Source organism: Planotetraspora kaengkrachanensis (genome assembly GCF_016862895.1).
GTDB classification, from domain to species: Bacteria; Actinomycetota; Actinomycetes; order Streptosporangiales; family Streptosporangiaceae; genus Planotetraspora; species Planotetraspora kaengkrachanensis.
Genome location: NZ_BONV01000048.1, coordinates 37,455 through 60,129 on the forward strand (window position 1 = coordinate 37,455; position 22,675 = coordinate 60,129).

Annotated in this window: 19 protein-coding genes; 3 read left to right on the forward strand and 16 right to left on the reverse strand. The window is 69.4% G+C overall.

All coding sequences use genetic code 11. The annotated features are described in order from the left end of the window. Window positions 1–49 precede the first annotated feature (49 nt). The 5 genes from Pka01_RS35860 to Pka01_RS35880 all read right to left on the reverse strand — a co-directional run bounded on the left by Pka01_RS35860 (window position 50) and on the right by Pka01_RS35880 (window position 6,058). Window positions 50–1,375, reverse strand: a complete 1,326-nt coding sequence (locus Pka01_RS35860) for a replication-associated recombination protein A (protein ID WP_239115928.1) — start codon at window positions 1,373–1,375, stop codon at window positions 50–52. A gap of 16 nt (window positions 1,376–1,391) precedes the next feature. After that, the gene (locus Pka01_RS35865; protein WP_203887432.1) at window positions 1,392–1,868 is read right to left on the reverse strand and encodes a DUF2231 domain-containing protein; all 477 of its coding nucleotides are present in this window, start codon (window positions 1,866–1,868) and stop codon (window positions 1,392–1,394) included. Window positions 1,869–2,346: 478 nt separating this feature from the next. Further along, the gene (gene aspS / locus Pka01_RS35870; RefSeq protein WP_203887433.1) at window positions 2,347–4,104 is read right to left on the reverse strand and encodes an aspartate--tRNA ligase; all 1,758 of its coding nucleotides are present in this window, start codon (window positions 4,102–4,104) and stop codon (window positions 2,347–2,349) included. Continuing rightward, window positions 4,101–5,357 carry a histidine--tRNA ligase gene (hisS, locus tag Pka01_RS35875; protein ID WP_203887434.1) on the reverse strand — a complete coding sequence of 419 codons (1,257 nt, stop codon included), beginning with the start codon at window positions 5,355–5,357 and terminating at the stop codon, window positions 4,101–4,103. Before hisS ends, aspS begins: the two co-directional genes overlap by 4 nt. Continuing rightward, window positions 5,357–6,058: an MBL fold metallo-hydrolase gene (locus tag Pka01_RS35880; protein WP_203887435.1), complete on the reverse strand. Its 702-nt coding sequence runs from the start codon at window positions 6,056–6,058 to the stop codon at window positions 5,357–5,359. Before Pka01_RS35880 ends, hisS begins: the two co-directional genes overlap by 1 nt. 272 nt (window positions 6,059–6,330) lie before the next feature. Here Pka01_RS35880 and Pka01_RS35885 point away from each other — a divergent pair, with 272 nt between their 5' ends. Both Pka01_RS35885 and Pka01_RS35890 read left to right on the forward strand, forming a co-directional pair. Next, a complete protein-coding gene (locus Pka01_RS35885; RefSeq protein WP_239115930.1) occupies window positions 6,331–7,194 on the forward strand; it encodes a peptidylprolyl isomerase in 864 nt (287 codons plus the stop codon). Between the two features lie 60 nt (window positions 7,195–7,254). Further along, window positions 7,255–8,484, forward strand: coding sequence for a DUF349 domain-containing protein (locus tag Pka01_RS35890; protein WP_203887436.1), 1,230 nt, complete (start codon window positions 7,255–7,257; stop codon window positions 8,482–8,484). 368 nt (window positions 8,485–8,852) lie between these two features. Here Pka01_RS35890 and Pka01_RS35895 read toward each other — a convergent pair whose 3' ends face one another. Further along, window positions 8,853–9,800, reverse strand: coding sequence for a helix-turn-helix domain-containing protein (locus tag Pka01_RS35895; protein WP_203887437.1), 948 nt, complete (start codon window positions 9,798–9,800; stop codon window positions 8,853–8,855). A 236-nt stretch (window positions 9,801–10,036) separates the two neighbouring features. Here Pka01_RS35895 and Pka01_RS35900 point away from each other — a divergent pair, with 236 nt between their 5' ends. Continuing rightward, window positions 10,037–11,047, forward strand: coding sequence for an alcohol dehydrogenase catalytic domain-containing protein (locus Pka01_RS35900; protein ID WP_203887438.1), 1,011 nt, complete (start codon window positions 10,037–10,039; stop codon window positions 11,045–11,047). Window positions 11,048–11,259: 212 nt separating this feature from the next. On the opposite strand, the gene Pka01_RS35905 is transcribed toward Pka01_RS35900, so the two are convergent. The 10 genes from Pka01_RS35905 to Pka01_RS35950 form a co-directional block, all read right to left on the reverse strand. Further along, window positions 11,260–13,440, reverse strand: a complete 2,181-nt coding sequence (locus Pka01_RS35905) for a RelA/SpoT family protein (protein WP_239115934.1) — start codon at window positions 13,438–13,440, stop codon at window positions 11,260–11,262. Window positions 13,441–13,876: 436 nt separating this feature from the next. Beyond that, a complete protein-coding gene (locus Pka01_RS35910) occupies window positions 13,877–14,383 on the reverse strand; it encodes an adenine phosphoribosyltransferase (RefSeq protein WP_239115936.1) in 507 nt (168 codons plus the stop codon). A 123-nt stretch (window positions 14,384–14,506) separates the two neighbouring features. After that, window positions 14,507–15,619, reverse strand: a complete 1,113-nt coding sequence (gene secF / locus Pka01_RS35915; RefSeq protein WP_203887441.1) for a protein translocase subunit SecF — start codon at window positions 15,617–15,619, stop codon at window positions 14,507–14,509. Continuing rightward, window positions 15,619–17,313, reverse strand: a complete 1,695-nt coding sequence (gene secD, locus Pka01_RS35920) for a protein translocase subunit SecD (RefSeq protein WP_203887442.1) — start codon at window positions 17,311–17,313, stop codon at window positions 15,619–15,621. Before secD ends, secF begins: the two co-directional genes overlap by 1 nt. A gap of 115 nt (window positions 17,314–17,428) precedes the next feature. Continuing rightward, a complete protein-coding gene (gene yajC / locus Pka01_RS35925) occupies window positions 17,429–17,785 on the reverse strand; it encodes a preprotein translocase subunit YajC (RefSeq protein WP_203887443.1) in 357 nt (118 codons plus the stop codon). A gap of 306 nt (window positions 17,786–18,091) precedes the next feature. Further along, a complete protein-coding gene (gene ruvB / locus Pka01_RS35930) occupies window positions 18,092–19,141 on the reverse strand; it encodes a Holliday junction branch migration DNA helicase RuvB (protein WP_203887444.1) in 1,050 nt (349 codons plus the stop codon). 34 nt (window positions 19,142–19,175) lie between these two features. Continuing rightward, on the reverse strand, window positions 19,176–19,796 hold the full coding sequence (ruvA, locus tag Pka01_RS35935) for a Holliday junction branch migration protein RuvA (protein WP_203887445.1): 621 nt from the start codon (window positions 19,794–19,796) through the stop codon (window positions 19,176–19,178). A 196-nt stretch (window positions 19,797–19,992) separates the two neighbouring features. Then, on the reverse strand, window positions 19,993–20,580 hold the full coding sequence (gene ruvC, locus Pka01_RS35940; RefSeq protein WP_203887483.1) for a crossover junction endodeoxyribonuclease RuvC: 588 nt from the start codon (window positions 20,578–20,580) through the stop codon (window positions 19,993–19,995). Window positions 20,581–20,695: 115 nt separating this feature from the next. Next, on the reverse strand, window positions 20,696–21,862 hold the full coding sequence (locus Pka01_RS35945) for a GNAT family N-acetyltransferase (RefSeq protein ID WP_203887446.1): 1,167 nt from the start codon (window positions 21,860–21,862) through the stop codon (window positions 20,696–20,698). 56 nt (window positions 21,863–21,918) lie between these two features. Then, window positions 21,919–22,674: a YebC/PmpR family DNA-binding transcriptional regulator gene (locus tag Pka01_RS35950; RefSeq protein ID WP_203887447.1), complete on the reverse strand. Its 756-nt coding sequence runs from the start codon at window positions 22,672–22,674 to the stop codon at window positions 21,919–21,921. Window position 22,675: the final 1 nt, after the last annotated feature.

Consider the following 22,675-nt stretch of genomic DNA (forward strand, 5'->3'; position numbering starts at 1 on the left):
GCGAACGCCCTGCCCGCCGACGCGCACTACACGCCCGCCCGGCGATGCCTCACGTTCCCGCCGGGTCGCTCTCGCCCCGGAGGAAAGCGCGGATCTTCGTCCATCTCTCGGCGAAACGGGCCTCGGCCCCGTGGCCCGTCGGCTCGTAGTAGCGGCGTTCCCTGAGCTCCTGCGGCGCGTACTCCTGCCTGACCAGGCCGTGCTCGAAGTCGTGCGGGTACTTGTAGCCCTTTCCGTGGCCGAGCTTCGCGGCCCCCGGATAGTGGGCGTCGCGCAGATGACCGGGCACCTGCCCGATCAGGCCGCGCCGTACGTCGTCGGAGGCGGCGCCGATGGCCTTGACGACGGCGTTGGACTTGGGCGCCAGAGCGCAGTGGATCACCGCCTGGGTCAGGTTGATGCGACCCTCGGGAAGCCCGATGAACTCGACGGCCTGGGCGGCGGCCACCGCGACCTGGAGGCAGGTGGGGTCGGCCATGCCCACGTCCTCGGACGCGAAGATCACGATGCGGCGGGCGATGAAACGGGGGTCCTCCCCCGCCTCGACCATCCGCGCCAGATAGTGCACGGCCGCGTCGGCGTCCGACCCGCGCATGCTCTTGATGAAGGCGCTGATCACGTCGTAGTGCTGGTCGCCCTGGCGGTCGTAGCGGACCGCGGCCTTGTCGGCCGCCTTCTCCACCACCTCGACGGTGACGTCGTCCGCGAGCAGCGCTGCGGCCTCCAGGTACGTCAGCGACCGGCGGGCGTCGCCCCCCGCCAGCCGTACGAGGTGGTCGAGGGCGTCGGCCCGCAGGGTCGCCCGGCCGGCGAGGCCGCGCGGGTCGGCGACGGCGCGCTCCAGGACGGCCCGGATGTCGTCGTCGGACAGCGGCTCAAGGGTCAGCAGCAGCGACCGGGACAGCAGCGGGGAGATCACCGAGAAGAACGGGTTCTCCGTCGTCGCCCCGATGAACGTGACCCAGCGGTTCTCCACGGCGGGGAGCAGCGCGTCCTGCTGGGCCTTGTTGAACCGGTGCACCTCGTCGACGAACAGGACCGTCTGCCTGCCGGTCATCCCCAGCTCGCGACGGGCCTGGTCGATGGCCGCACGGACGTCCTTGACGCCCGCCGACACCGCGGAGACCTCGACGAACCGCCGCTTGGTGGCGTTGGAGACGACGTAGGCGAGTGTCGTCTTGCCCGTCCCCGGCGGCCCCCACAGGAACAGCGACATCGGGGCCTCGCTCTCGACCAGCCGCCGCAGCGGCGTGCCCGATCCGAGGAGATGCCGCTGGCCGATCACCTCGTCGAGACCTCGTGGCCTCATGCGAACGGCCAGCGGCTCCTGGCTCTTGTGGGCCTCTTCGGCCGCCGAATCGAACAGGCTATCCACAACGCCGAGACTACCGTCAGTACGCCCAGACCGCCCTCGCACCGCTGTCTCCGGCGCGGAACACGTAGTAGGCGACGACGAGCGCCAGCACGACCGTGGCGACGGACAGGACGAGGCTGACGGCCCTGGCCGAGCCGACCGGAGCGGTCCCGGGCTCACGGTGGGGACGCGTCAGGAAGACGAGCACCAGCGCGACGACGCCGAGCCCGATCGTGGAGAACAGCAGGGGGTTGGCGAAGCTCGAGTGCTCGAGGACGGGCGGGGGGATCTGGCCCTTGAACAGGCGCGCCTCGAGCGCCTCCCCGCTCTGCCTGGCGGAGAAGACCGCCAGCGGGGCGGCCACGGCGACGACGACGAGGGCCCAGTCGAGCTTCCCGCGGAAGCGTGGAAGGACGACGTAGGCGATACCCAGCAGCACGAGCAGTGGAGTGAAGACCACCGCTGCGTGGATGATCAGAGGGTGGGCGGGGAGACCGAGTATCTCGTCGAACATGTGCATCGCTCCTGAACTGGATCCAAGCGTGGCTTCACTCTCATACGGATTCCAGCGGCAAGTGGTTCTCCCAAGAACCCAAGTTCATCCCGAATTTCGCAGATTCCCCCACTCCCCCACTGGGCGTGATCATGCAGACCTTCGGGAAAAGCGGCTCCCACCTGCCCTTTCCCCGTTCGTGATCATGCACGCCTTCGGAGAAATGACCCCTCACCTGCGGCTTCGCCGTACGTGATCTGGCAATCAGCGTGTCGTTGCCAGATCACGTACGGCATCGCCGCAGGTCAGGGAGGAGATCCGCGAACCTGTGCATGATCACACCGAACGTCGGCCCATGTCAGCGGCCATGCTCACGAATCCGTGCATGATCACACCTGACGTCGACGCACGTCAGCACACACATCCACGAGCCTGTGCACGATCACACCCCCAGGTGGGGGTCACACCCCCAGGTTGGGGTCACCCCCCCGGTGGGGGGTCACGTGGCCGGCTTGGCTTCCTTCTGCTTGGCGTCCACGCCGGCCTCCTTGCGCTGTGCACCTGTGATCGGCGTGGGTGCGCCGGTCAGCGGGTCGAAGCCGGACGCGGTCTTCGGGAAGGCGATCACGTCCCGGATCGACTCTCCGCCCGCGAGCAGCATGCAGACCCGGTCCCAGCCGTAGGCGATGCCTCCGTGCGGCGGCGGGCCGTACTTGAACGCCTCCAGCAGGAAGCCGAACTTGCTCTCGGCCTCCTCCTTGGAGATGCCGAGCACGTCGAAGACCCGCTGCTGCATCTCGGCCCGGTGGATACGGATCGAGCCGCCGCCGATCTCCATGCCGTTGCAGACCATGTCGTACGCGTAGGCGAGCGCCTCGCCGGGGTGGTCCTGGAAGTTGTCCGCCCACTCGGGCTTCGGCCCGGTGAAGGGGTGGTGGACCGCGGTCCAGCCGGTCTCACGGCCGACCTCGTCGAAGACGGGCTCGAACATCGGGGCGTCGACGACCCACAGGAACGACCACTGGGACTCGTCGATCAGGTCACACCTGCGGCCGATCTCCAACCGGGCGGCACCGAGCAGGTCACGCGAGGGCCCGGCCGCACCCGCGGCGAAGAAGATCGCGTCGCCCGGCTTCGCGCCGGTCGCCTCGGCCAGCCCGGCGATCTCCGTCTCGGAGAGGTTCTTGGCGACGGGGCCGCCGAGGCCGTCCTCCTGGACCAGGACGTACGCCAGGCCGCGGGCGCCGCGGGCCTTGGCCCAGTCCTGCCAGCCGTCGAGCTCCTTGCGGGTCTGGGACGCGCCGCCCGGCATGACGACCGCCCCGATGTACGGCGCCTGGAAGACCCGGAACGTGGTGCCGGAGAAGTACTCCGTGAGGTCGACGAGCTCGACGCCGAAGCGGAGGTCCGGCTTGTCCGAGCCGTACCGCGCCATGGCGTCCGCGTAGGTCATCCGCGGCAGCGGGGTCGGCAGCTCGTAGCCGAGTGTCTCCTTCCAGATGCGCCCGATCAGCGCCTCACCCAGCTCGATCACGTCGTCCTGGTCGACGAACGACATCTCGATGTCGATCTGGGTGAACTCGGGCTGCCGGTCGGCGCGCAGGTCCTCGTCGCGGAAACACCGGGCGAGCTGGTAGTAGCGCTCCAGGCCGGAGACCATCAGGAGCTGCTTGAACAGCTGGGGCGACTGGGGCAGTGCGTACCAGTTGCCCGGCTGGAGCCGCACGGGCACCAGGAAGTCGCGGGCGCCCTCAGGCGTGGAACGCGTGAGGTTCGGCGTCTCCACGTAGACGAAGCCGCGCTCGCGCATGACCTCGTTGGCCAGATAGGTGGCCTGGGACCGGATCCGCAGCGACTGGGCGATCTGCTGCCGCCTGATGTCGAGGTAGCGGTACTTCAGCCGCGCCTCCTCCGACACCTCCGTGTTGCCCTCGATGGGGAACGGCAGGGGGGCCGCCTCGCTCAGCACCTCGACCTCGGAGGCGACGACCTCGATCTGACCCGTCGGCAGTTCGGGGTTCTCGTTCCCCTCGGGACGGACGCGGACCTCGCCCGTGACCTTGACGCAGTACTCCGAGCGCAGGTCGTGGGCGTGATCCTCCTCGCGGAAGACGACCTGGGCGGAGCCCGACGCGTCACGCACGTCGATGAACACCACGCCGCCGTGGTCGCGCCGGCGCGCCACCCACCCCGCCAGCGTCACCTGCTGGCCTTCATGCTCCTTACGAAGCGTCCCTGCTTCGTGAGTGCGGATCACGCGAGTTTCCCCTTCAAAACGTCGACGACCTCGGCCAACGGCACCGCGGTCTGCTCACCTGTGGTCAGGTCTTTCACTTGTACGGCTTCCGCCTCGATGTCCCGCTCGCCCAGGATCAGAGCGAAGCGGGCGCCGCTGCGGTCGGCGGCCTTCATGGCGCCCTTGACGCCCCGGCCGCCGAAGGACATGTCCACCGCCACGCCGTCCCTGCGCAGCTGCGCGACCAGCGAGAAGATCCGGCGCCTGGCCTCCTCGCCCAGGGGGACGGCGAAGACCTCGACGTGCCCGGGACGCTCGGAGATCAGCCCTTCCGCCTCCATCGCGAGGACCGTGCGGTCGACGCCGAGTGCCCAGCCGACGCTCGGCAGCGCGGGGCCGCCGACCATCTCGCTGAGGCCGTCGTAGCGGCCGCCCCCGCCGACCGCGGACTGCGCGCCGAGCCCGTCGTGCACGAACTCGAAGGTCGTCCGCGTGTAGTAGTCGAGCCCGCGGACCAGCCGCGGATCGTCGGCGTAGGTGAGGCCGGCGGCGGTGAGCAGGCTGCGGACCTCCTCGTGGTACGCCTTGCAGGCCCCGCACAGGTGGTCGGTCACGAGGGGCGCGTCCACCAGTTGCGCCTGGACCTCCGGACGCTTGTCGTCGAGGACCCGCAACGGATTGATCTCGATGCGCTGCCGGGTGGCCTCGTCGAGATCGAGCCCGCGCAGGAAGTCCTGCAGCGCGGCCCGGTAGGCGGGCCGGCACTCCTTGCAGCCGAGCGAGTTGATCAGCAGCCGCACGTTCTTGAGGCCGAGAGAGGCGTATCCGTCGCAGGCCAGCACGATCAGCTCCGCGTCGAGCGCCGGGTCCTCCGCACCGAGCGCCTCCGCGCCCACCTGCGAGAAGTGCCGGTAACGGCCGGCCTGCGCCTTCTCATAACGGAAGTAGCTGCCGGAGTACCAGAGCTTGATCGGAAGGGCCCCGCCGTACAGGCCGTGCTCGAGGACGGCGCGCACGACGCCGGCCGTGCCCTCGGGGCGCAACGTCAGGGACTGCCCGCCCCTGCTCTGGAAGGTGTACATCTCCTTGGTCACGATGTCGGTCGACTCGCCGACCCCCCGCGCGAACAGGCCGGTGTCCTCGAAGGCCGGCGTCTCGACGTACCCGTAGCCCGCGCGGCGGGCGGGCGCGCTGAGCGCGTCGCGCACGATGAGCGCCCACTCCGAGCGCGGCGGCATCCAGTCGAAGGTGCCCTTGGGCGCCTGAAAGCTCATTACAGTCCCCTGCTAGGGCCGCTGGGCGGCACCACTTCCCTGAGAAAGGGGTTGGTGGCCCGCTCGCGGCCGATCGTCGTCTGTGGTCCGTGACCGGGCAGGACCAGCGTCTCGTCCGGCAGCGTCAGCGTTTTCGCGAGGCTGCCGAGGATCGTCGCGTAGTCGCCGCCCGGGAGATCGGTGCGGCCGATGGAGCCGGCGAACAGCAGGTCTCCCGAGAACAGGACATCCGCGTCCTCCGCGGAATCCGTACCCGTCAGGGGCGTCCTGAACGTCACCGACCCCCTCGTATGGCCGGGTGCGTGGTCGACCGTGATGTCCAGACCGGCGAGCCGCAGGGTGGCTCCGTCGGACAGCTCCCTGACGTCGTCAGGCTCGCTGAACTGCAACCCGCCGAAAATCTGACCCGCCTGAGCCGAGAATCCCTTGCCGGGGTCCGACAGCAGCTCGCGGTCCTCCGGATGGATCCACGCGGGAACGTCACGCGCGCCGCAGACCGGCGCGACCGACCAGACGTGGTCGAGGTGCCCGTGGGTGAGCAGTACGGCCACGGGCTTCAGCCGGTGCTCCCTGACCAGTTCGTCGAGGCCGTCCACCGCGTCCTGACCAGGATCGACGACGACGCACTCCTCGCCTGGGGCGGGAGCGACGACATAGCAGTTGGCCTGGAAGGACCCTGCGGGAAACCCGGCGACGAGCACGGAAGCGCCTCTACGTCTCGTGACGATGTATCAAGGATTACGCGAGCGAATGTAACCGAAGGGTACCGGTGCGGGTCGGCGGGCTGCGAACCAATACCCGTGTGCCGATACGATTCGCCCACCTCAATAGTCATTCTTGGAGCAGTCGAGCCGGATGCCATAGAGCGACGCGCCGTTCGCGGAGATCTTCCGTCACCGCGTACGGCGGCGCTCCCGGGCGGAGCGGCATCCGACGAGGCGACAAACGGAACCAGGCAGTTCGGGAGGACGCAGTGGTCACCGGCAAGGACCGTCAGAGGCAGCTGGCCCGCGAGCACTACCAGCGGCAGATGCAGACGCGGGTCGAGCGTCAGCAACGGGCGCGTCGGGTCGCGATCTTGGGGACCAGCACGGCCGTCGTGGTCGTGATCGGTGGCATCGTGGCCGCGATCGCGCTGCTAGGCGGGACCGACGGTGATGTGGCCACCGCGTCCGCGGCGCCGACCGCGAGCGCTCCCGCCACCGACGCCGCCGCCGCGGCCGAGCCCAAGGCGTACGACCCGGCGACCGGAACGTGCGGCTACGTCGCCGACCCGGGCAGCGGTCAGATCAAGGACGTCGGCCTGCCGCCGGCCAAGGTCAGCACCGCCGCGGCCACGATGACCATCAAGACCAACCTCGGCGACATCGTCGCCAAGCTGGACGCGGCCAAGGCGCCGTGCACGGTGGGTTCGTTCCGCTACCTGGCCTCCAAGAACTACTTCAAGGACACCAAGTGCCACCGGCTGGGGACGGACTTCCCGATCCTGCAGTGCGGCGACCCGCTCGCCAAGGCGGACGGCAAGAACCCGACGGACGGCCAGGGCGGCCCCGGCTACCGGTTCGTCGACGAGAACCTCGAAGGCGCCAAGTACACGCGTGGCGTGCTGGCCATGGCCAACAGCGGCCCCAACACGAACGGGAGCCAGTTCTTCATCGTGTTCGGCGACACGGGGCTCAACGCCGCCTACACACCCTTCGGTACCGTAACAAAAGGACTAGAAATCCTCGATAAGGTCGCCAAGCAGGGCATACTTCCCGGCGGTACGGGTGACGGCACGGGCGCTCCCAAGCAGCCCGTGGAAATCAAAGACGTGACAATCACGGGCAAGAGCTGACGTAATACAACCAAGGGCATTTCGGGCCCTGGAGGGCTGATTCAAGTGCGGGAGGACGCGGTGACCACCGACCCGTGGGGCCGGGTAGACGCTGACGGCACCGTCTACGTGCGTACGGCTGAGGGAGAACGGGCCGTCGGGTCCTGGCAGGCGGGCGAGCCTGAAGAGGCCCTGGCCTACTACCGCCGAAAGTTCGACGAGCTGGCCGGGCAGGTCCAGCTCCTGGAGCAGCGGGTGAAGGGCACCGACCTGGCGCCCGCTCAGGCCGAGTCGAACATCGCGAAGCTGCGGGAGGCGGTCGCCGAGGCGCACGCCATCGGCGACCTCGCGTCCCTCCAGGACCGCCTCTCGGCGCTCACCGACATCGTCGGCAAGCGCCGGGAGGAGGTCAAGGCCGCCCGCGACCAGGCTCGCGTCCAGGCCCGGGAGACCAAGGAGCGGATCGTCGCCGAGGCCGAGCGCATCGCCGAGGACGCCACGCACTGGAAGTCCGGCGGCGAGCGGCTGCGGCAGCTCATCGACGAGTGGAAGGCCGCCGAGCGCATCGACCGGGCGACCGAGGCCACCCTGTGGAAGCGTCTGTCCACCGCTCGTACGGCTTTCGCGAAGCGTCGTAAGGCCTACTTCTCGTCCCTGGACGAGCAGCGCGACGCCATCCGGAGCTCCAAGGAGCGGATCGTCACGGAGGCCGAGGCCCTGGCGTCCTCGACCGACTGGAACGCGACGGCGGCGGCCTACCGCGAGCTCATGCGGCAGTGGAAGTCCGCGGGGCGCGCCTCCCGCGAGGCCGAGGACGAGCTGTGGGGCCGGTTCAAGGGCGCCCAGGACCAGTTCTTCCAGGCCAGGTCGGCGGTCTTCGCCGAGCGTGACGCGTCGTTCGCGGCCAATGCGGAGATCAAGGAGACCCTGCTGGTCGAGGCCGAGCGGCTCCTGCCCGTCACGGACTCCCGTGCGGCGCGCAGCGCGTTCAGGAGCCTGCTGGAGCGCTGGGAGGCCGCCGGACCGGTGCCCAGGGAGATGCGGGACAAGCTCGAGGGCGGCCTGCGCCGCGTCGAGGACGCCGTCCGCAAGGCCGAGGAGAACGAGTGGAAGCGCTCGAACCCCGAGGCCCGCGCCCGCGCCCAGGACACGGTCAACCAGCTCCGCCGCTCGATCGAGCAGCTCGAGGCGCGCCTGTCGAAGGCGCGGGCCGGCGGCAGGGACAAGGACGTCAAGGAGGCCGAGGAGGCTCTGGCCGCCCGCCGTTCCTGGCTCGAGGAAGCCGAGCGCACCCTGGCCGAGTTCTCCTGACGCTCCCCCCGCGCGTGATCATGCACAGGTTCGGAGAAGGTCTCGCCGACCTGCCCCGACCTTGGGCGTGATCATGCACGGGTTCGCGGAAAGAGCCGGCCACCTGCCCTCACCCCGTTCGTGATCATGCACACATTCGACGAAACCGCTGCCGAGCAGCGGTTTCGTCTTTTGTGATCATGCACGAATTCGCGGATCCCCCGCCTGAGTAGGCCGTACACGGTTCGTGATCATGCACGGGGACGCCCGCAAGGCACCCTGGGAGCACACCGGACGTAGCCGGACCCTCGCCCCGGGCTCCCTGTAAGCCGAAACGATCAGAAGTGATCCGCGGCGGTCTGCAGGGGGCTGCGGTGAAGAAGCCGAGGTCAGGCTTGGTCCCGCACGGCGGCCGACCAGTCCCGGGAGGCGTCCGTGCCCCAGCTCGCCAGCAGGCGCAACGCATCCTCCGACGCGGAACCGGGCTCGGCATGGTAGATCGCCAGCGACTGCTCCTGATCGTCAGGGAGCGTGAAGGTCTCGTAGCGGAGTGCCATTTCACCCGCCAGCGGGTGCATCACTCGCATGCTGCCGTGCGTCTTCTTCTTGACGTCGTGGGCCGCCCACAGCGTCCGGAAATTCTCGCTCTTCATGGAGAGCTCCCCGATCAGCGCCGCGAGCAGCGGATCCTCCGTGTGCAGACCGGCGTCCAGCCTCAGATGGCCCACCACGTCGTAAGCCTTGGACTCCCAGTCGACGAAGAACCGCCGGGCCGCCGGGTCGAGGAAGGTGATCCTGGCCCAGTTCCGCTCCTGCGGGGCACGCGCCGCCCAGTCGCCGAATAGCGCGGAGGCCGTGCGGTTCCACGCCAGCACATCGGTGCGGCGGCCCCACACGTACGCGGGCACGCCCTCCATCGCCGTCAGCAGGTCCATCAGCGCGGGTCGCACCTGCTGACGCCGCAGCGCGTGCCGCTGCTTCGGCTTCGGCTTGGCGAGGTGCAGCAGATGGGCGCGTTCCGTCTCGGAGAGTTTGAGCGCACCGGAGATCGCGTCCAGCACCTCGATCGAGACGTTGTGGCCGTTGCCCTGCTCGAGACGGGTGTAGTACGCCACAGAGACCCCGGCGAGCTGCGCCAGCTCCTCCCGCCTCAGACCCGGCACCCGGCGCCGGCCGTACCCGGCCAGCCCCACGTCGGCCGGCTTCAGCCGGGCCCTGCGCGTGCGCAGGAACTCGCTCAGCTCCGTACGCGGGTCGAGGTGCCGCTCAGGGCCGGGTCCCGAGCCTGGGCCCGGCACGGCTGCCGGGTCGGTGCGCAGGTCGGGGTGGGTGGCCATGCCCTCAGTATCGCGCCAGGTATCCGCCGGCGGGGCCCGGCAGCCTGACCCTGCCGGTGGTAGTCACGCGGGACGTAGGCGAGGCGGTGGTCTGGGCAACGCCGTACGGCCGGAGCAGCCTGAATGCCGCCCCATGAAAACCGCCCGGGGCCGTTTCTCGGAGACCGACGGAGAGGGTGTCCTTCCGGCCGGAGTCCCCAACAACGATCAACAAGTAACAGAATCGAGGCCTGCTCATGCTTACGGCCATTGCCACCGCGATCAATGAGCCGCTCACGTTCACCGAACGCGAGGTTCCCGAACCCGGCCAGGGCGAGGTCCTGGTCGAAATCACCGCGTGCGGGATCTGCTACACGGACCTGGACCTGCTCCAGGGTCACTGGCCCATCGCCCGTTTCCCGGTCGTCCCCGGCCACGAGATCACCGGCGTGGTGGTCGCCACCGGTCCCGGCGTGTCGTGGCCGGAGGTCGGCGCTTCCGTGGGCGCCCAGTTCCTCGGCGACTCCTGCCGCCACTGCGACTACTGCGTGCGCGGCGAGCAGATCCTCTGTCCAGGCAAGCGCATCACGGGCATCGTCATTGACGGCGGCTACGCCGAATACGCGGTCCTCAAGGCCGACTTCGTGACCCCGCTGCCGGAGGGGCTCGATCCGGTCGCCGCGGCACCGCTCATGTGCGCGGGCGTGACCGCCTTCAACAGCCTTCGGCGGGGCGGGATCACCGCCGGCTCGCGCGTCGCGGTCATCGGCGCCGGCGGTGTCGGCGCGCTGGCGATCCGCTACGCCGTCGCCATGGGCGCCCGCGTGGCCGTCATCGGCCGGTCGAACCGGGCCGAGGCGGCGGTGAGGGAGATGGGCGCCGAGCGGTTCATCGCCGCCCGGGACTCCGACCCGGCCGAGGCCCTCAGAGCCTGGGACGGCGGTGCGAACCTGATCCTCAACGCCTCCCCGTCCACCTCGGCTGCCGCGGCGACGCTCACCGGCCTGGCGCCCGACGGCATGCTGGTGCTGTGCGGGTACGGCCCCGAGCCGCTGGTCCTGCCCACCCAGCCGATGGTCCTCAACCGGCTGCGCGTCATGATCAACCCGTCCGGCTCACCGCACGACACCCGCGACGCCCTCGCCTTTTCTGCGGCACACGACATCCTGCCCGAGTTCACCCCGGTCGGCCTGCGCGACGCCAACGCGGCGCTCGAGGCAATGGCCAAGGGCCAGGCCGGGCGGCGGTCGGTCATCACCTTCGACTGACCGCATCCGCGGACCATGGACGACGTCCAGGGTGCATGATCACGGACCAGATCAGGCCTGTTCAGGGATGTTCGGCGCGAATCCGTGCATGATCACGGGAGATGGAACCGCTGGTCATCCGTGGTTTCCCCGAAGATGTGCATGATCACCACACGGGTTGGGGCAGGCCGCGGGGCCATTCCGCGAGCCTGTGCATGATCATCAATGGAGACTCAATTGGTGACGCGGTAGACGTCGTAGACGCCTTGGATCGTGCGTACGGCCTTGAGTACGTGGCCGAGGTGCTTGGGATCGCCCATCTCGAAGGTGAACTTGCTGACGGCCACCCGGTCCCGGGAGGTCGCCACCGACGCCGACAGGATGTTCACGTGGTGGTCCGACAACGTCCGGGTGACGTCGGACAGCAGGCGGGGCCGGTCCAGGGCCTCCACCTGGATCGCGACCAGGAACAGCGAATCGTCCTGCGGCGACCACGACACCTGCACCAGGCGATCCGCCTGGGCACTCAACTGCTCCACGTTCGGACAATTCGTCCGATGTACCGAAACTCCATGCCCTCGCGTGACAAATCCGACGATGTCGTCGCCGGGTACCGGCATGCAACATCGGGACAGCCGCACCCAGACGTCCGGATCGCCCGCGACCATGACGCCGGCGTTCGAATTGCCCCTGGGACGTCCCTTGAGCCTCGTGGGGACCGCAGCCTCCGCCAGGTCCTCCTCGGCCCCCTCGACCCCTCCGAGCGCCTGTACGAGCTTCTGAACGACGGACTGGGCCGCGACGTGGCCCTCACCCACGGCCGCGTACAGCGCCGACACGTCGGGGTAGCGCAGATCACGGGCGAGGGCGAGCAGTGCCTCGCCGGACATGAGGCGCTGGAGCGGCAGGCCCTGCTTGCGCATCGCCCGCCCGATGGCCTCCTTGCCGGCCTCGATCGCGGTCTCTCTGCGCTCCTTGGAGAACCACTGACGGATCTTGTTCCGAGCCCGGCCGCTCTTGACGAACTTCAGCCAGTCGCGGGACGGCCCGGCGTCCGGCGACTTCGAGGTGAAGATCTCGACGGTGTCCCCGTTGCCGAGCCGGGACTCCAGCGGCACCAGCCGCCCGTTCACGCGGGCGCCGATGCAGCGGTGGCCGACCTCCGTGTGCACGGCGTACGCGAAGTCCACGGGCGTGGCGCCCTCGGGAAGGGCGATCACCTGCCCCCGTGGTGTGAAGACGAACACCTCGGACACCGACAGGTCGAAGCGCAGCGACTCGAGGAACTCGCCCGGGTCGGAGGTCTCCTTCTGCCAGTCGAGCAGCTGCCGCAGCCAGGCCATGTCGTTGACCTGCTTGGCCTTGGCCGGCCCCGAGCCGTTCGTCTCCTCCTTGTACTTCCAGTGCGCGGCCACGCCGTACTCGGCGCGGTTGTGCATCGCCCGCGTGCGGATCTGCAGCTCGATCGTCTTGCCTTCTGGCCCCATGACCGTCGTGTGCAACGACTGGTACATGTTGAACTTGGGCATGGCGATGTAGTCCTTGAACCGCCCGGGCACGGGCCGCCACTGCGCGTGGATCGTGCCGAGTGCCGCGTAGCAGTCGCGGACGGTGTCGACGAGCACCCTGATGCCGACCAGGTCGTAGATGTCGTCGAACGCCACGTCCTTGGCGATCATCTTCTGGTAGATCGAGTAGTAGTGCTTCGGCCGCCCGCGCACGGTCGCCTTGATCTTGGCTTCGCGCAGTTCCGCGGAGACCTTCTCGATGACCTCCTGCAGGAACAGGTCACGCCTCGGCGCCCGCTCCGACACCATCCGGGCGATCTCGTCGTACCGCTTCGGATAGAGCATGGCGAACGCGAGGTCCTCCAGCTCCCACTTGATGGTGTTCATGCCGAGCCGGTGAGCCAGCGGCGCGAAGATCTCGAGCGTCTCCCGCGACTTCTGCTGCCGCTTGTGCTCCGGCATGTACCGCATGGTGCGCATGTTGTGCAGCCGGTCGGCGAGCTTGATGACCAGGACCCGGATGTCGCGCGACATCGCGACGACCATCTTCCTGACGGTCTCGGCCTGCGCGGCGTCACCGAACTTGACCTTGTCCAGCTTGGTCACGCCGTCGACGAGCAGCGCGATGTTGTCGCCGAAGTCGGCTCGTAACTCGTCGAGGCCGTACGCGGTGTCCTCGACGGTGTCGTGCAGCAGGGCGGCGCACAGGGTCTCGTCGTCGGTCCCCAGCTCGGCCAGGATGCTCGCCACGGCCAGCGGGTGGGTGATGTACGGGTCGCCGCTCTTCCGCTTCTGGTCGCGGTGGTGGTAGGCGGCCATGTCGTAGGCACGCTCGATCAGGCGCAGGTCGGACTTGGGATGGGTCGCCCGGACCGTCTTGAACAGCGGCTCCAGCACCGGATTCATAGCACCCCATTGCCCCCCGAACCGGGTCAGCCGCCGTCGTACGGCAGGTGCCGGTCTCTCTTCAGCGCCCCCCGATGCGTCGGGCACCGCGTCAGCGGGCACGTCAGCCGGCTCGGGGGCGGTGCGCGGGTCGGTTCCGCGTCCAGCCCGCGCGCTGTCAGGCACGACCACATCACGGGGCACACAGACTCCTCACGTCGAGTCCAGATCCCTCAGTGTATCCGTGCCGCCACAGCACTCTTCGCCGCCTGTTCACGGCCATGATCCGCAGCCTTTCCTCGGCTGTGGTCCGCGGCCTTCTCACGGGCGTCGTCGACCGGCCGCTCGATCGCCACGCGAGGCGGAAACCCGCCGTCCGCGCCCCGGCGACCCGGCGGGCGCCGGCATCGACCCACGGGCCATCCCACGCCCGCGACCCGGCGGCCCCGCACCGTGCTCACACGCTCAGCAGCGCACGTACCTCGATGCCGGGCAGCCGGTCCCGTCCGGACAGGAACGACAACTCCATCAGGAACGAGACCGCGGCCACCTCGGCGCCCGCCCGCCTGACGAGTTCCACGGTCGCCTCGGCCGTTCCCCCCGTGGCCAGCACGTCGTCGACGATCAGGACCCGCTCACCGGGGGCGAAGGCGTCGGCGTGCACCTCGATGACCGCCGAGCCGTACTCGAGGTCGTAGGAGGCCTCGAGTGTCGCGGCCGGCAGCTTGCCCTTCTTCCGTACGGGGACGAACCCGGCGCCGCTCCGGTAGGCGACCGGCGCGGCGAGGATGAACCCCCGCGCCTCGATGCCGACCACCTTGTCGAAGGCGAGGCCGTCCGCCAGCTCGTCCACGACCTGCGTGAACGCCGTGTGGTCGGCCAAGAGCGGGGTGATGTCCTTGAACACGATCCCCGGCTTCGGGTAGTCAGGAATGTCCCTGATCAGGGCGCTCCAGTCAGTCACGACGCCCACCCTAGAGCACATCCGGCGGCTGATCCGCGTCCGCCGAGCCCACCGCGACCCGCTGGAAACAGCCGCGCCCCCGCCGCCCGGGTGGGCGGCGGGGGCGCGTCAGCGTTCGGACGACTAGCGCTTCTTGCGCTGCTTGCCGGACACGGCGCCGTTCTGAGCTCCCTGCCCGCTCTGAGCGCCCGCGCCGTTCTGAGATCCCGCCACGACGGGTTCCTTGCCCGACCGGCTCCCGCCCGCGGCGCCGGCGGTGGCCGCGGCGGCCTTGGCGGCCGACACCTGCCGGGCCGCAACGCGCCGGGCGAGCGCCTGCCACTGCGGTTCCCGCTCCTTGAGCGTCACCAGGATCGGTGTGGCGACGCACAGCGAGGAGTAGGTGCCGACGAGCATTCCGACGAACAGGGCCAGCGACAGGTCCTTCAGCGTGCCGGCACCGAGCAGCGTGGTCCCGATGAACAGGATCGCCGCCACGGGCAGGATCGCGACGAGCGAGGTGTTCAGCGACCGGATCAGGGTGTGGCTGAGGGCGTTGTTCGCCGCCTGCGTGTAGGTCATCTTGGCCGACGTCCCGATCTTGCCCGTCACCTCCTTGATCATGTCGAAGACCACGACCGCGTCGTACAGCGAATAACCGAGGATCGTCAGGAAGCCCAGCATCGTCGCCGGGGTCACCTCGAAGCCGGACCACGCGTAGATGCCGGCCGTGATCACGAGGTCGTGCACGAGGGCCACGATGGCGGCCAGCGCCATGCGCCACTCGAAGGCGATCGAGAGGTACAACATGATCAGGCCCATGAAGACCACGAGGCCGATCCACGCCTTCTGGGAGACCTCACCACCCCAGGTCGCTCCGATGACCTGGGAGCTGACCTGGTCCTCCGGCACGCCGAACTGCTTGGACACCGCCTGCTGGACCTTCGTCACCTCGGCGCCGTCAAGGCTCTCCGTGGTGACCCGCCAGTTCTTGTCCCCGGCCTGCTGGACGATCACCTGGTGCGGACCGGCGCCCTCGACGCTGTCCCGGACCTGCTCCACGGTCGACCCCGGCGTCCGGGCGAAGTCGAAGACCGACCCGCCCTTGAACTCGACTCCGAGATTGAGGCCGTGGATGATGAGCCCGACGATCGAGAAGATCAGAAGGAAGGCCGACAGCCCGTACCAGATCCTGCGCTTGCCGACGAAGTCGATGTTGATGTCGCCTCGGTAGAGGCGACTGATAACACCCGGCATCACGCCTCCTGCAGGGTCTGCTCGGCAGGGCTCGTACGGCCCATACGCTCCGCGTCGAGTCCGGACAGTTTGTGGCCCTTGGCGAAGAACCGCATCCGGGCCGCCAGCGACATCAGCGGCTTCGTGAAGAGGAAGACGACCACGACGTCGATCAGCGTGGTCAGCCCCATCGCGAACGCGAATCCGGCGACGTCGCCCACCGCGAGGGCGAAGAGCACGATCGCGGCGATGAACATGACCGCGTCCGCCACCAGGATCGTGCGCCGGGCGCGCCGCCAGGCGACCTCGACGGCCGAGCGCAGAGTGCGGTGGCCCTCCTTGATCTCGTCACGTATTCGTTCGAAGTAGACGATGAACGAGTCCGCCGTGATACCGATCGAGACCACCAAGCCGATGATGTGCGGCAGCGACAGGCGGAATCCCGCGTTGTGACTCAGCAGCACCACCGTGGAGTAGGTGACCGCCGTGGCCACCGCGAGGCTGGCCACACCGATCAGGCCGAGGCCGCGGTAGTAGAGCAGCAGGTAGAGCACGACCACGAGCAGTCCGATGCCGCCCGAGATCAGGCCGCCGCGCAGCTGGTCCTGTCCCAGTGTCGAGGAGACCGACACGACCTGGCTCTGCTTGAACTTCAGCGGTAGCGCGCCGTACTTGAGCTGGTCGGCGAGAGCGGTGGAGCTCACCTGGGTGAAGTTGCCGGAGATCCGGGCGCTTCCACCGGGGATCGCCTCTTCGATCGTCGGTGCCACGATCACGACACCGTCGAGCACGTTCGCCAGCTGGTTGCGCGGCGGCGTGAGAGTGGTGATCCGCCGGGTGATGTCGGCGAACTGCGACGCGCCCTTGGACTTGAACGTGATGTTGACGATCCACTCGCCGGTCGTGGAGTCGGTGCCCGCCTGGGCGCCGCTGACCTCGGTGCCCTGCACGGCCGCCTTGTCCAGGATGTAGCGCGCCGAGCCGTCGTCGCTGCAGGCGACGATCTGCTTGTTCGGGTCGTCCTGAACGCCCTGGCCCTTGTTCTTGGCGGTGCAGTCGATGTCGCGGAACTGCGTCAACAGCGCCGGGTCGATGCCGCTGGTGTCCTGCCCGGCCAGCGGATCCTCGGTGGCACCCGGGCTCGGCGGAGGCGGCGTCGGCGTGGCTTCGGCCTTCGCCCCGCTCTTCGCCTTGTCGTCGCCCTTGGCCTTGTCGGCCTTCGCCCCGCCCTTGGGATCAGCGGAGGCGGACGGCGAGGGAGCGGCGAGGGCCGAGGACAACGCCCTGCCCGCGGGAGTCCCGCTGGCGTTGGGAGTCGGCGTCGCGCCGCCGCTGGGCGTGGCGCTCGGAGCGCCCGAGCCGCTGGGTGTGGGAGCCGCCGTCGGCATCTGAACCGGCTGGTTCGTCGCCGCGGCCACCGCGAGCACCTGGCGCATCCGCAGCTCGGCGGTCGTGGACACGAGCCCGAGCGCCTCCTGCTGGCCGACTCCCGGGATCTGGATCACGATGTTGTCGTTCGCCCTCGCGACCTGGGCATCGGCGATGCCGTTGCCGTTCACGCGCGCCCGGATGATGTTGACGGCCTGGTCGATGCTCTCCGATGGCGGCGGCTTCCCATCGAGGGTCACCGGCGACAACGTCACCGTGGTCCCACCGGCCAGGTCGAGGCCGAACTTGGGGACGAACGCCTTCTGCAGGGCGATCGTCGCGCCCATGGCGAGAATGATCGCCAGAAGTACCAGGAGCGTGCGTCCCGGCTTGATCTGGCTACTGGTCGGTGGGGCCACTGGTGGTCAGTTCTTTCGTCAATAGGGTGTGCGATCAGCCTACTCAGGACTGCTTGCTACTCGAATCATCGTCGCCCGCCGTCGTGTCGGGGGTGTCGTCGACTGAGCCCGTCTCCTCCTCAGAGGTTCCCTCCGCGGGCGGGACGACACGGCCGATCGCCGCCTTGACCCACCGGGTCTCGACACCGGGCGCGATCTCCAGGATGACATCGTCGTCCTTGAGCGCCGACACGGTGCCGAACAGCCCGGTCGTCGTCATGACGCGGCTGCCGGGGACCAGGTTGTTCTGCATCTGGACCTGCTCCTGCTGCCGCTTTCGCTGCGGACGGATCAGCAGGAAGTAGAAGACCACTACCAGCAAGATCAGCGGCAGAAACGTCCCAAGCGGGTTGCTACCCACGGAGCCACCCTTCCTTACGTGATTAACCGGCCTGACGCCGGAGGTTTGATGCGCATTGCCACGTGGCCGCCGCGACGCTACACGGGTCGGCGTAAGCGGCCAGTCAAGCCACGCAGTGTATGCGAGCCGTTCTTGACCCGGCAACGAGCACACGTTCCGGCTCGCGGGAAAGTTCCTGTTTCATAGCCTTCGAAACCGATTCGTAATCGCACTCACCCCACACGTCACAGTTGTGCGACTTTTCCCCGAAGTTTTTCCTTTCATTTTCCTTCGCGTACGGCTCACGCCACCCCCGCGCCGGGGCGTCTACGCCTCGTCGAACAGTCCGGAAAAGACGGACGCGCCGAAAGCGTCAGGAGGAGGAGTCAGACCGAGGTGAGCCCAGGCCGACGCCGTCGCGACTCGGCCTCGCGGAGTGCGGGCGATCAGGCCCTGCCGTACCAGGAAGGGCTCGGCCACGACCTCGACGGTCTCGGGCTCCTCCCCCACCGCGACGGCGAGGGTCGACAGGCCCACGGGTCCGCCCCCGAACTTCCTGAGCAGCACGCCGAGAACCGCCCGGTCGAGCCGGTCCAGCCCTTCCGCGTCGACCTCGTAAAGATTCAGTGCGGCGGAGGCTATCTCTCGGGTGACGACACCCTCGGCGCGCACCTCCGAGAAGTCCCTGACCCTTCTGAGCAGCCGGTTCGCGATCCGAGGCGTGCCCCGGGACCGCCGGGCGATCTCATGGGCGCCCTCCTCCGGCAGGCCCACCGACAACAGGCGCGCCGACCGGTGGAGGACCTGCTCAAGCTCGCTCGCGTCGTAGAAGTCCATGTGCGCGGTGAACCCGAACCGGTCGCGCAGCGGGGCCGGCAGCAGGCCCGCGCGGGTCGTCGCCCCCACGAGTGTGAACGGCGCGATGTCCAGCGGGATCGAGGTCGCCCCCGGCCCCTTGCCGACCACGATGTCGACCCGGAAGTCCTCCATGGCGAGGTAGAGCATCTCCTCCGCGGGCCTGGCCATCCGGTGGATCTCGTCGATGAACAGGACCTCGCCCTCGGACAGGGTCGACAGGATCGCGGCGAGATCGCCCGCGCGCTCGAGCGCGGGACCGGAGGTCACCCGGAGCGGCGCGCCGAGCTCCGCCGCGATGATCATCGCGAGCGTGGTCTTCCCGAGGCCGGGCCCCCCGCTCATCAGCACGTGGTCAGGCGGGCGATTGCGGCGAACGGCGCTTTCCAGCACGAGCGACAGCTGCTCGCGGACCCGCGCCTGGCCGATGAACTCGTCGAGACGCTTGGGCCGCAGCGCGGCCTCCAGCGACTGCTCGTCGTTGTCCGGCTCGGGTGACACGAGATCACGTTCGAAGCTCATCCACGCCCCCGGGTCGCGAGTCTCATGGCCGGCCTCATCGGACGCTCAGCGCGCGCAGCGCCGCCTTGAGCAGCACCGCGACCTGCGGCGTGCGGCCCGCCGCCACCTCCGCGTCCGCCTCTGCGCCGACGACGGCGACCGCCTCGTCCGCGTCCTTGGCCGAGTAGCCCAGCCCGACCAGGCCGGAGTGGACCTGCTCGCGCCACGCCGGCTGCCTGGCCTTGCCATTCAGGGCGGCGGCGACCGTCTCGTCGGGGGTGCCGAGCTTGTCCTTCAGCTCCAGCACGATGCGCTGGGCGCCCTTCTGCCCGATGCCGGGGACCATCGTCAGCGCCTTGAGGTCGGCGCCGGCCACGGCTACCCGCAGCGCGTTCGGGGTGTGCACGGCCAGCATCGCGAGAGCGATGCGCGGCCCCACGCCGCTGGCCGTCTGCAGCAGTTCGAACACGACCCGCTCGTCGTCGGTGGCGAAGCCGTACAGCGTGAGCGACTCCTCCCGCACGACGAGGGCCGTCGCGAGCCTGGCGGTCTCGCCCACGCGCAGGGTGGCGAGCGTGCCGGGTGTGCAGTGCACCAGGACGCCCACCCCGCCGACCTCGATGACGGCGGCGTCCGGCGCGACGGCGGTCACCTCCCCCGCCACGGATGCGATCATTCGCCCGTCCCCTCCCCGTTCCTGACGGAACGGTCACGACGCCGTGCCGCCGGCCCGCCGGCGTGAACGTCACCGCCTGCCACCCGCCTGGAACGCGATCTCCGCTGCGGAAGCCCCGGCAGGCCACGTCCGCGAGCCGCACCCAGTCCTATCAGAGCCCGCAGACAGAGTGCCGCCCCCACCGCGGATCGGACGCTCACGGTCCGGTCCCTTCGCCGGTACGGCCGGCGGGCGAATGCCGGTAGCCCGCGGCCAGCGCGACCGCGGTGGTGCCGCGCGACCGGGCGAGCGCCTCGGCCAGCCGGTTCTGGACTCCGCCTCGCCACACGTGGCAGATGGCCAGCGCGAGGGCGTCGGCGGCGTCCGCGGGCTTCGGCATCGCGTCGAGCCGCAGGAGCCGGGTGACCATCGCGCCCACCTGCTTCTTGTCGGCGTTGCCGTTCCCCGTGATGGCGGCCTTGACCTCGCTGGGGGTGTGCAGGGCGACCGGAAGCCCCCTGCGGGCGGCGCACACGATGGCGACGGCGGAGGCCTGGGCTGTGCCCATGACGGTGCGGACGTTGTGCTGGGCGAACACCCTCTCGACGGCCACCGCGTCGGGCTTGATCTCGTCGAGCCACCGCTCGAGCCCGGCCTCGATCGCCACCAGGCGGGAGCCGATGTCGTCCTCGGCGGGGGTGCGCACCACCCCGACCCCGATGAGATCGAGAGGGGCGCCGGGGCGGCCGCGCACCGCGCCGACGCCGCATCGCGTCAGCCCGGGGTCGACCCCCAGCACGCGCAGCTCTGGCATCCGCACCGGCAGGCCTCCCTGGTCCGCTCGCCCAGCGGCGCCCAGGGAACCGCCGAACATCTGTTCGGCACCGAACTCTACCGTGATCGGCTCGACTTCGCTCGCGTCAGAAGTAGTCGATCATGTACGCGGCGCAGTTGAACGCGGCGTCCAGCGCGTCGTCGGTCTCGGGAGTCCCTCCGGAGAGTAGGCCCGTACGCCGGAGGGTGGCCGTGGGGACGCCGGCGAACAGGGCCGACATGCCGCCGATCGTGAATCGGGGCACCGTGCCCGAACCCGCGGCGGACCCGGCGGAAGCCGTACCGGATCCGGAGGCGACCTCCAGGCGCCAGGTGCCCGAGTTGGCGGGACGCTGCGGGTCGTCGACCTCGATCGCCACGTCTACCGTCACCCCTGCGGGGAAGCCGCGCTGTCCGACGGCGGCGGGCAGATCGATGAGGCGGTGCATCCAGCGCGCCTGCCTGACCTCGTCGGACTGCCGCTCGCGGAGCATCCACAGAACCGGGTCGTGGGGCGCCACGGGGGCCTTGACCGACGTGGCGATGGACGAGGCGGTGCCGACGAGCGACCACAGGGCGCGCGCCGTGGCCTCGGAGCCTGCGACGAGGTTGTCGACCTCGATGTCCCCGGAGTCCCAGCGGTAGATCACGTACCCGTCGTCGGCCAGGTAGCAGAAGTCGTCATCGTCGCCGAGCCACAGGCGCCACGTGGGCTCGTCCCAGCCGAGCGGGCCGCTGGCGCGGGTGGAGGCGTAGACGCGCTCCAGCACCGCCATGAGTTCCGGCGCGTCGTCCGCGCCCATGCGGCGCAACTTCACGGCCTTCGAAGCGCCGTCCCCGAGGCCGCGCAGCGCCTCAGCGGGCAGGACGGCCGTCAGCAGCGCCCCCGCGTGCTCCCAGCCCAGGCTCCGGTAGATCGGCGTGGTGGCCGGATAGAGCGCGGACGTGACGTGCCCGAGTTCGCCGCACCGGTCGATCACCGCCGACATGAGCGTGCGGCCCACGCCGCGTCCTCGGTCCTCCGGAGCGACGGTCACGCCGGCGATGCCCCCCATGGACAGCGCCCGCCCGTGCCACCACTGGGTGAAGCGGTTGATCCGCGCCGTGCCGGTCAGCCGGGAGCCTTCGAAGGAGCCCAGGTAGGACCCTTCGGGCAGGATCTCGAAGCGTTTGCGCCACGTCTCCACGTCTCCCGGGGAGAGCGGGCCGAAGGCGCGCTTACGGTTGTCGAGCACGGCGTCGAGATCATCGGCCGTCAGGTCGCGAATGTCCACGAACGACAAAACTAGGCCGCCCGCGGCCGCACACGCGACCTGTTTTCCGCCCGGCGCTAGTCCTCGTCCAGCTTCTCCATGATCTCGTCGCTGACGTCGAAGTTGCCCCAGACGTTCTGGACGTCGTCGCTGTCCTCGAGCGCGTCGATGAGGCGGAAGACCTTGCGGGCGCCCTCCTCGTCGAGCGGGACGTTCATCGTGGGCACGAAGCTCGCCTCGGCCGACTCATAGTCGATCCCGGCGTCCTGCAGGGCCTTGCGGACCGGGATGAGGTCGGTCGCCTCGGAGACGACCTCGAAGTTGTCGCCGAGGTCGTTGACCTCCTCCGCCCCCGCGTCCAGGACGGCCATGAGCACGTCGTCCTCGGTCAGCGAGGCCCGCGGGACGATTACGACGCCCTTGCGGTTGAACATGTACGAGACGGAGCCGGGGTCCGCGAGGGAGCCGCCGTTGCGGGTGAGGGCCACCCGGACCTCCGACGCCGCGCGGTTGCGGTTGTCGGTCAGACACTCGATCAGGATGGCGACGCCGCCGGGGGCGTAGCCCTCGTACATGATGGTCTGCCAGTCGGCTCCGCCCGCCTCGAGACCACCGCCGCGCTTACGCGCGCGCTCGATGTTGTCGATGGGGACGGAGTTCTTCCGCGCCTTGGTGATCGCGTCGTACAGGGTCGGGTTGCCGTCCGGATCGGGACCGCCGGTCCTGGCCGCGACCTCGATGTTCTTGATGAGCTTGGCGAAGAGCTTGCCGCGCTTGGAGTCGAGCGCCGCCTTCTTGTGCTTCGTCGTCGCCCATTTGGAGTGGCCGGACATC

What these genes read in the sequence shown, in the direction of transcription:
- ruvA (WP_203887445.1), bottom strand. Translation starts at nt 19,796, where the DNA reads ATGATCGCATCCGTGGCGGGGGAGGTGACCGCCGTCGCGCCGGACGCC.
- hisS (WP_203887434.1), bottom strand. Translation starts at nt 5,357, where the DNA reads ATGAGCTTTCAGGCGCCCAAGGGCACCTTCGACTGGATGCCGCCGCGC.
- Pka01_RS35905 (WP_239115934.1), bottom strand. Translation starts at nt 13,440, where the DNA reads ATGAATCCGGTGCTGGAGCCGCTGTTCAAGACGGTCCGGGCGACCCAT.
- Pka01_RS35900 (WP_203887438.1), top strand. Translation starts at nt 10,037, where the DNA reads ATGCTTACGGCCATTGCCACCGCGATCAATGAGCCGCTCACGTTCACC.
- Pka01_RS35895 (WP_203887437.1), bottom strand. Translation starts at nt 9,800, where the DNA reads ATGGCCACCCACCCCGACCTGCGCACCGACCCGGCAGCCGTGCCGGGC.
- Pka01_RS35950 (WP_203887447.1), bottom strand. Translation starts at nt 22,674, where the DNA reads ATGTCCGGCCACTCCAAATGGGCGACGACGAAGCACAAGAAGGCGGCG.
- secF (WP_203887441.1), bottom strand. Translation starts at nt 15,619, where the DNA reads ATGCCGGGTGTTATCAGTCGCCTCTACCGAGGCGACATCAACATCGAC.
- secD (WP_203887442.1), bottom strand. Translation starts at nt 17,313, where the DNA reads ATGGGCGCGACGATCGCCCTGCAGAAGGCGTTCGTCCCCAAGTTCGGC.
- Pka01_RS35865 (WP_203887432.1), bottom strand. Translation starts at nt 1,868, where the DNA reads ATGTTCGACGAGATACTCGGTCTCCCCGCCCACCCTCTGATCATCCAC.
- ruvB (WP_203887444.1), bottom strand. Translation starts at nt 19,141, where the DNA reads ATGAGCTTCGAACGTGATCTCGTGTCACCCGAGCCGGACAACGACGAG.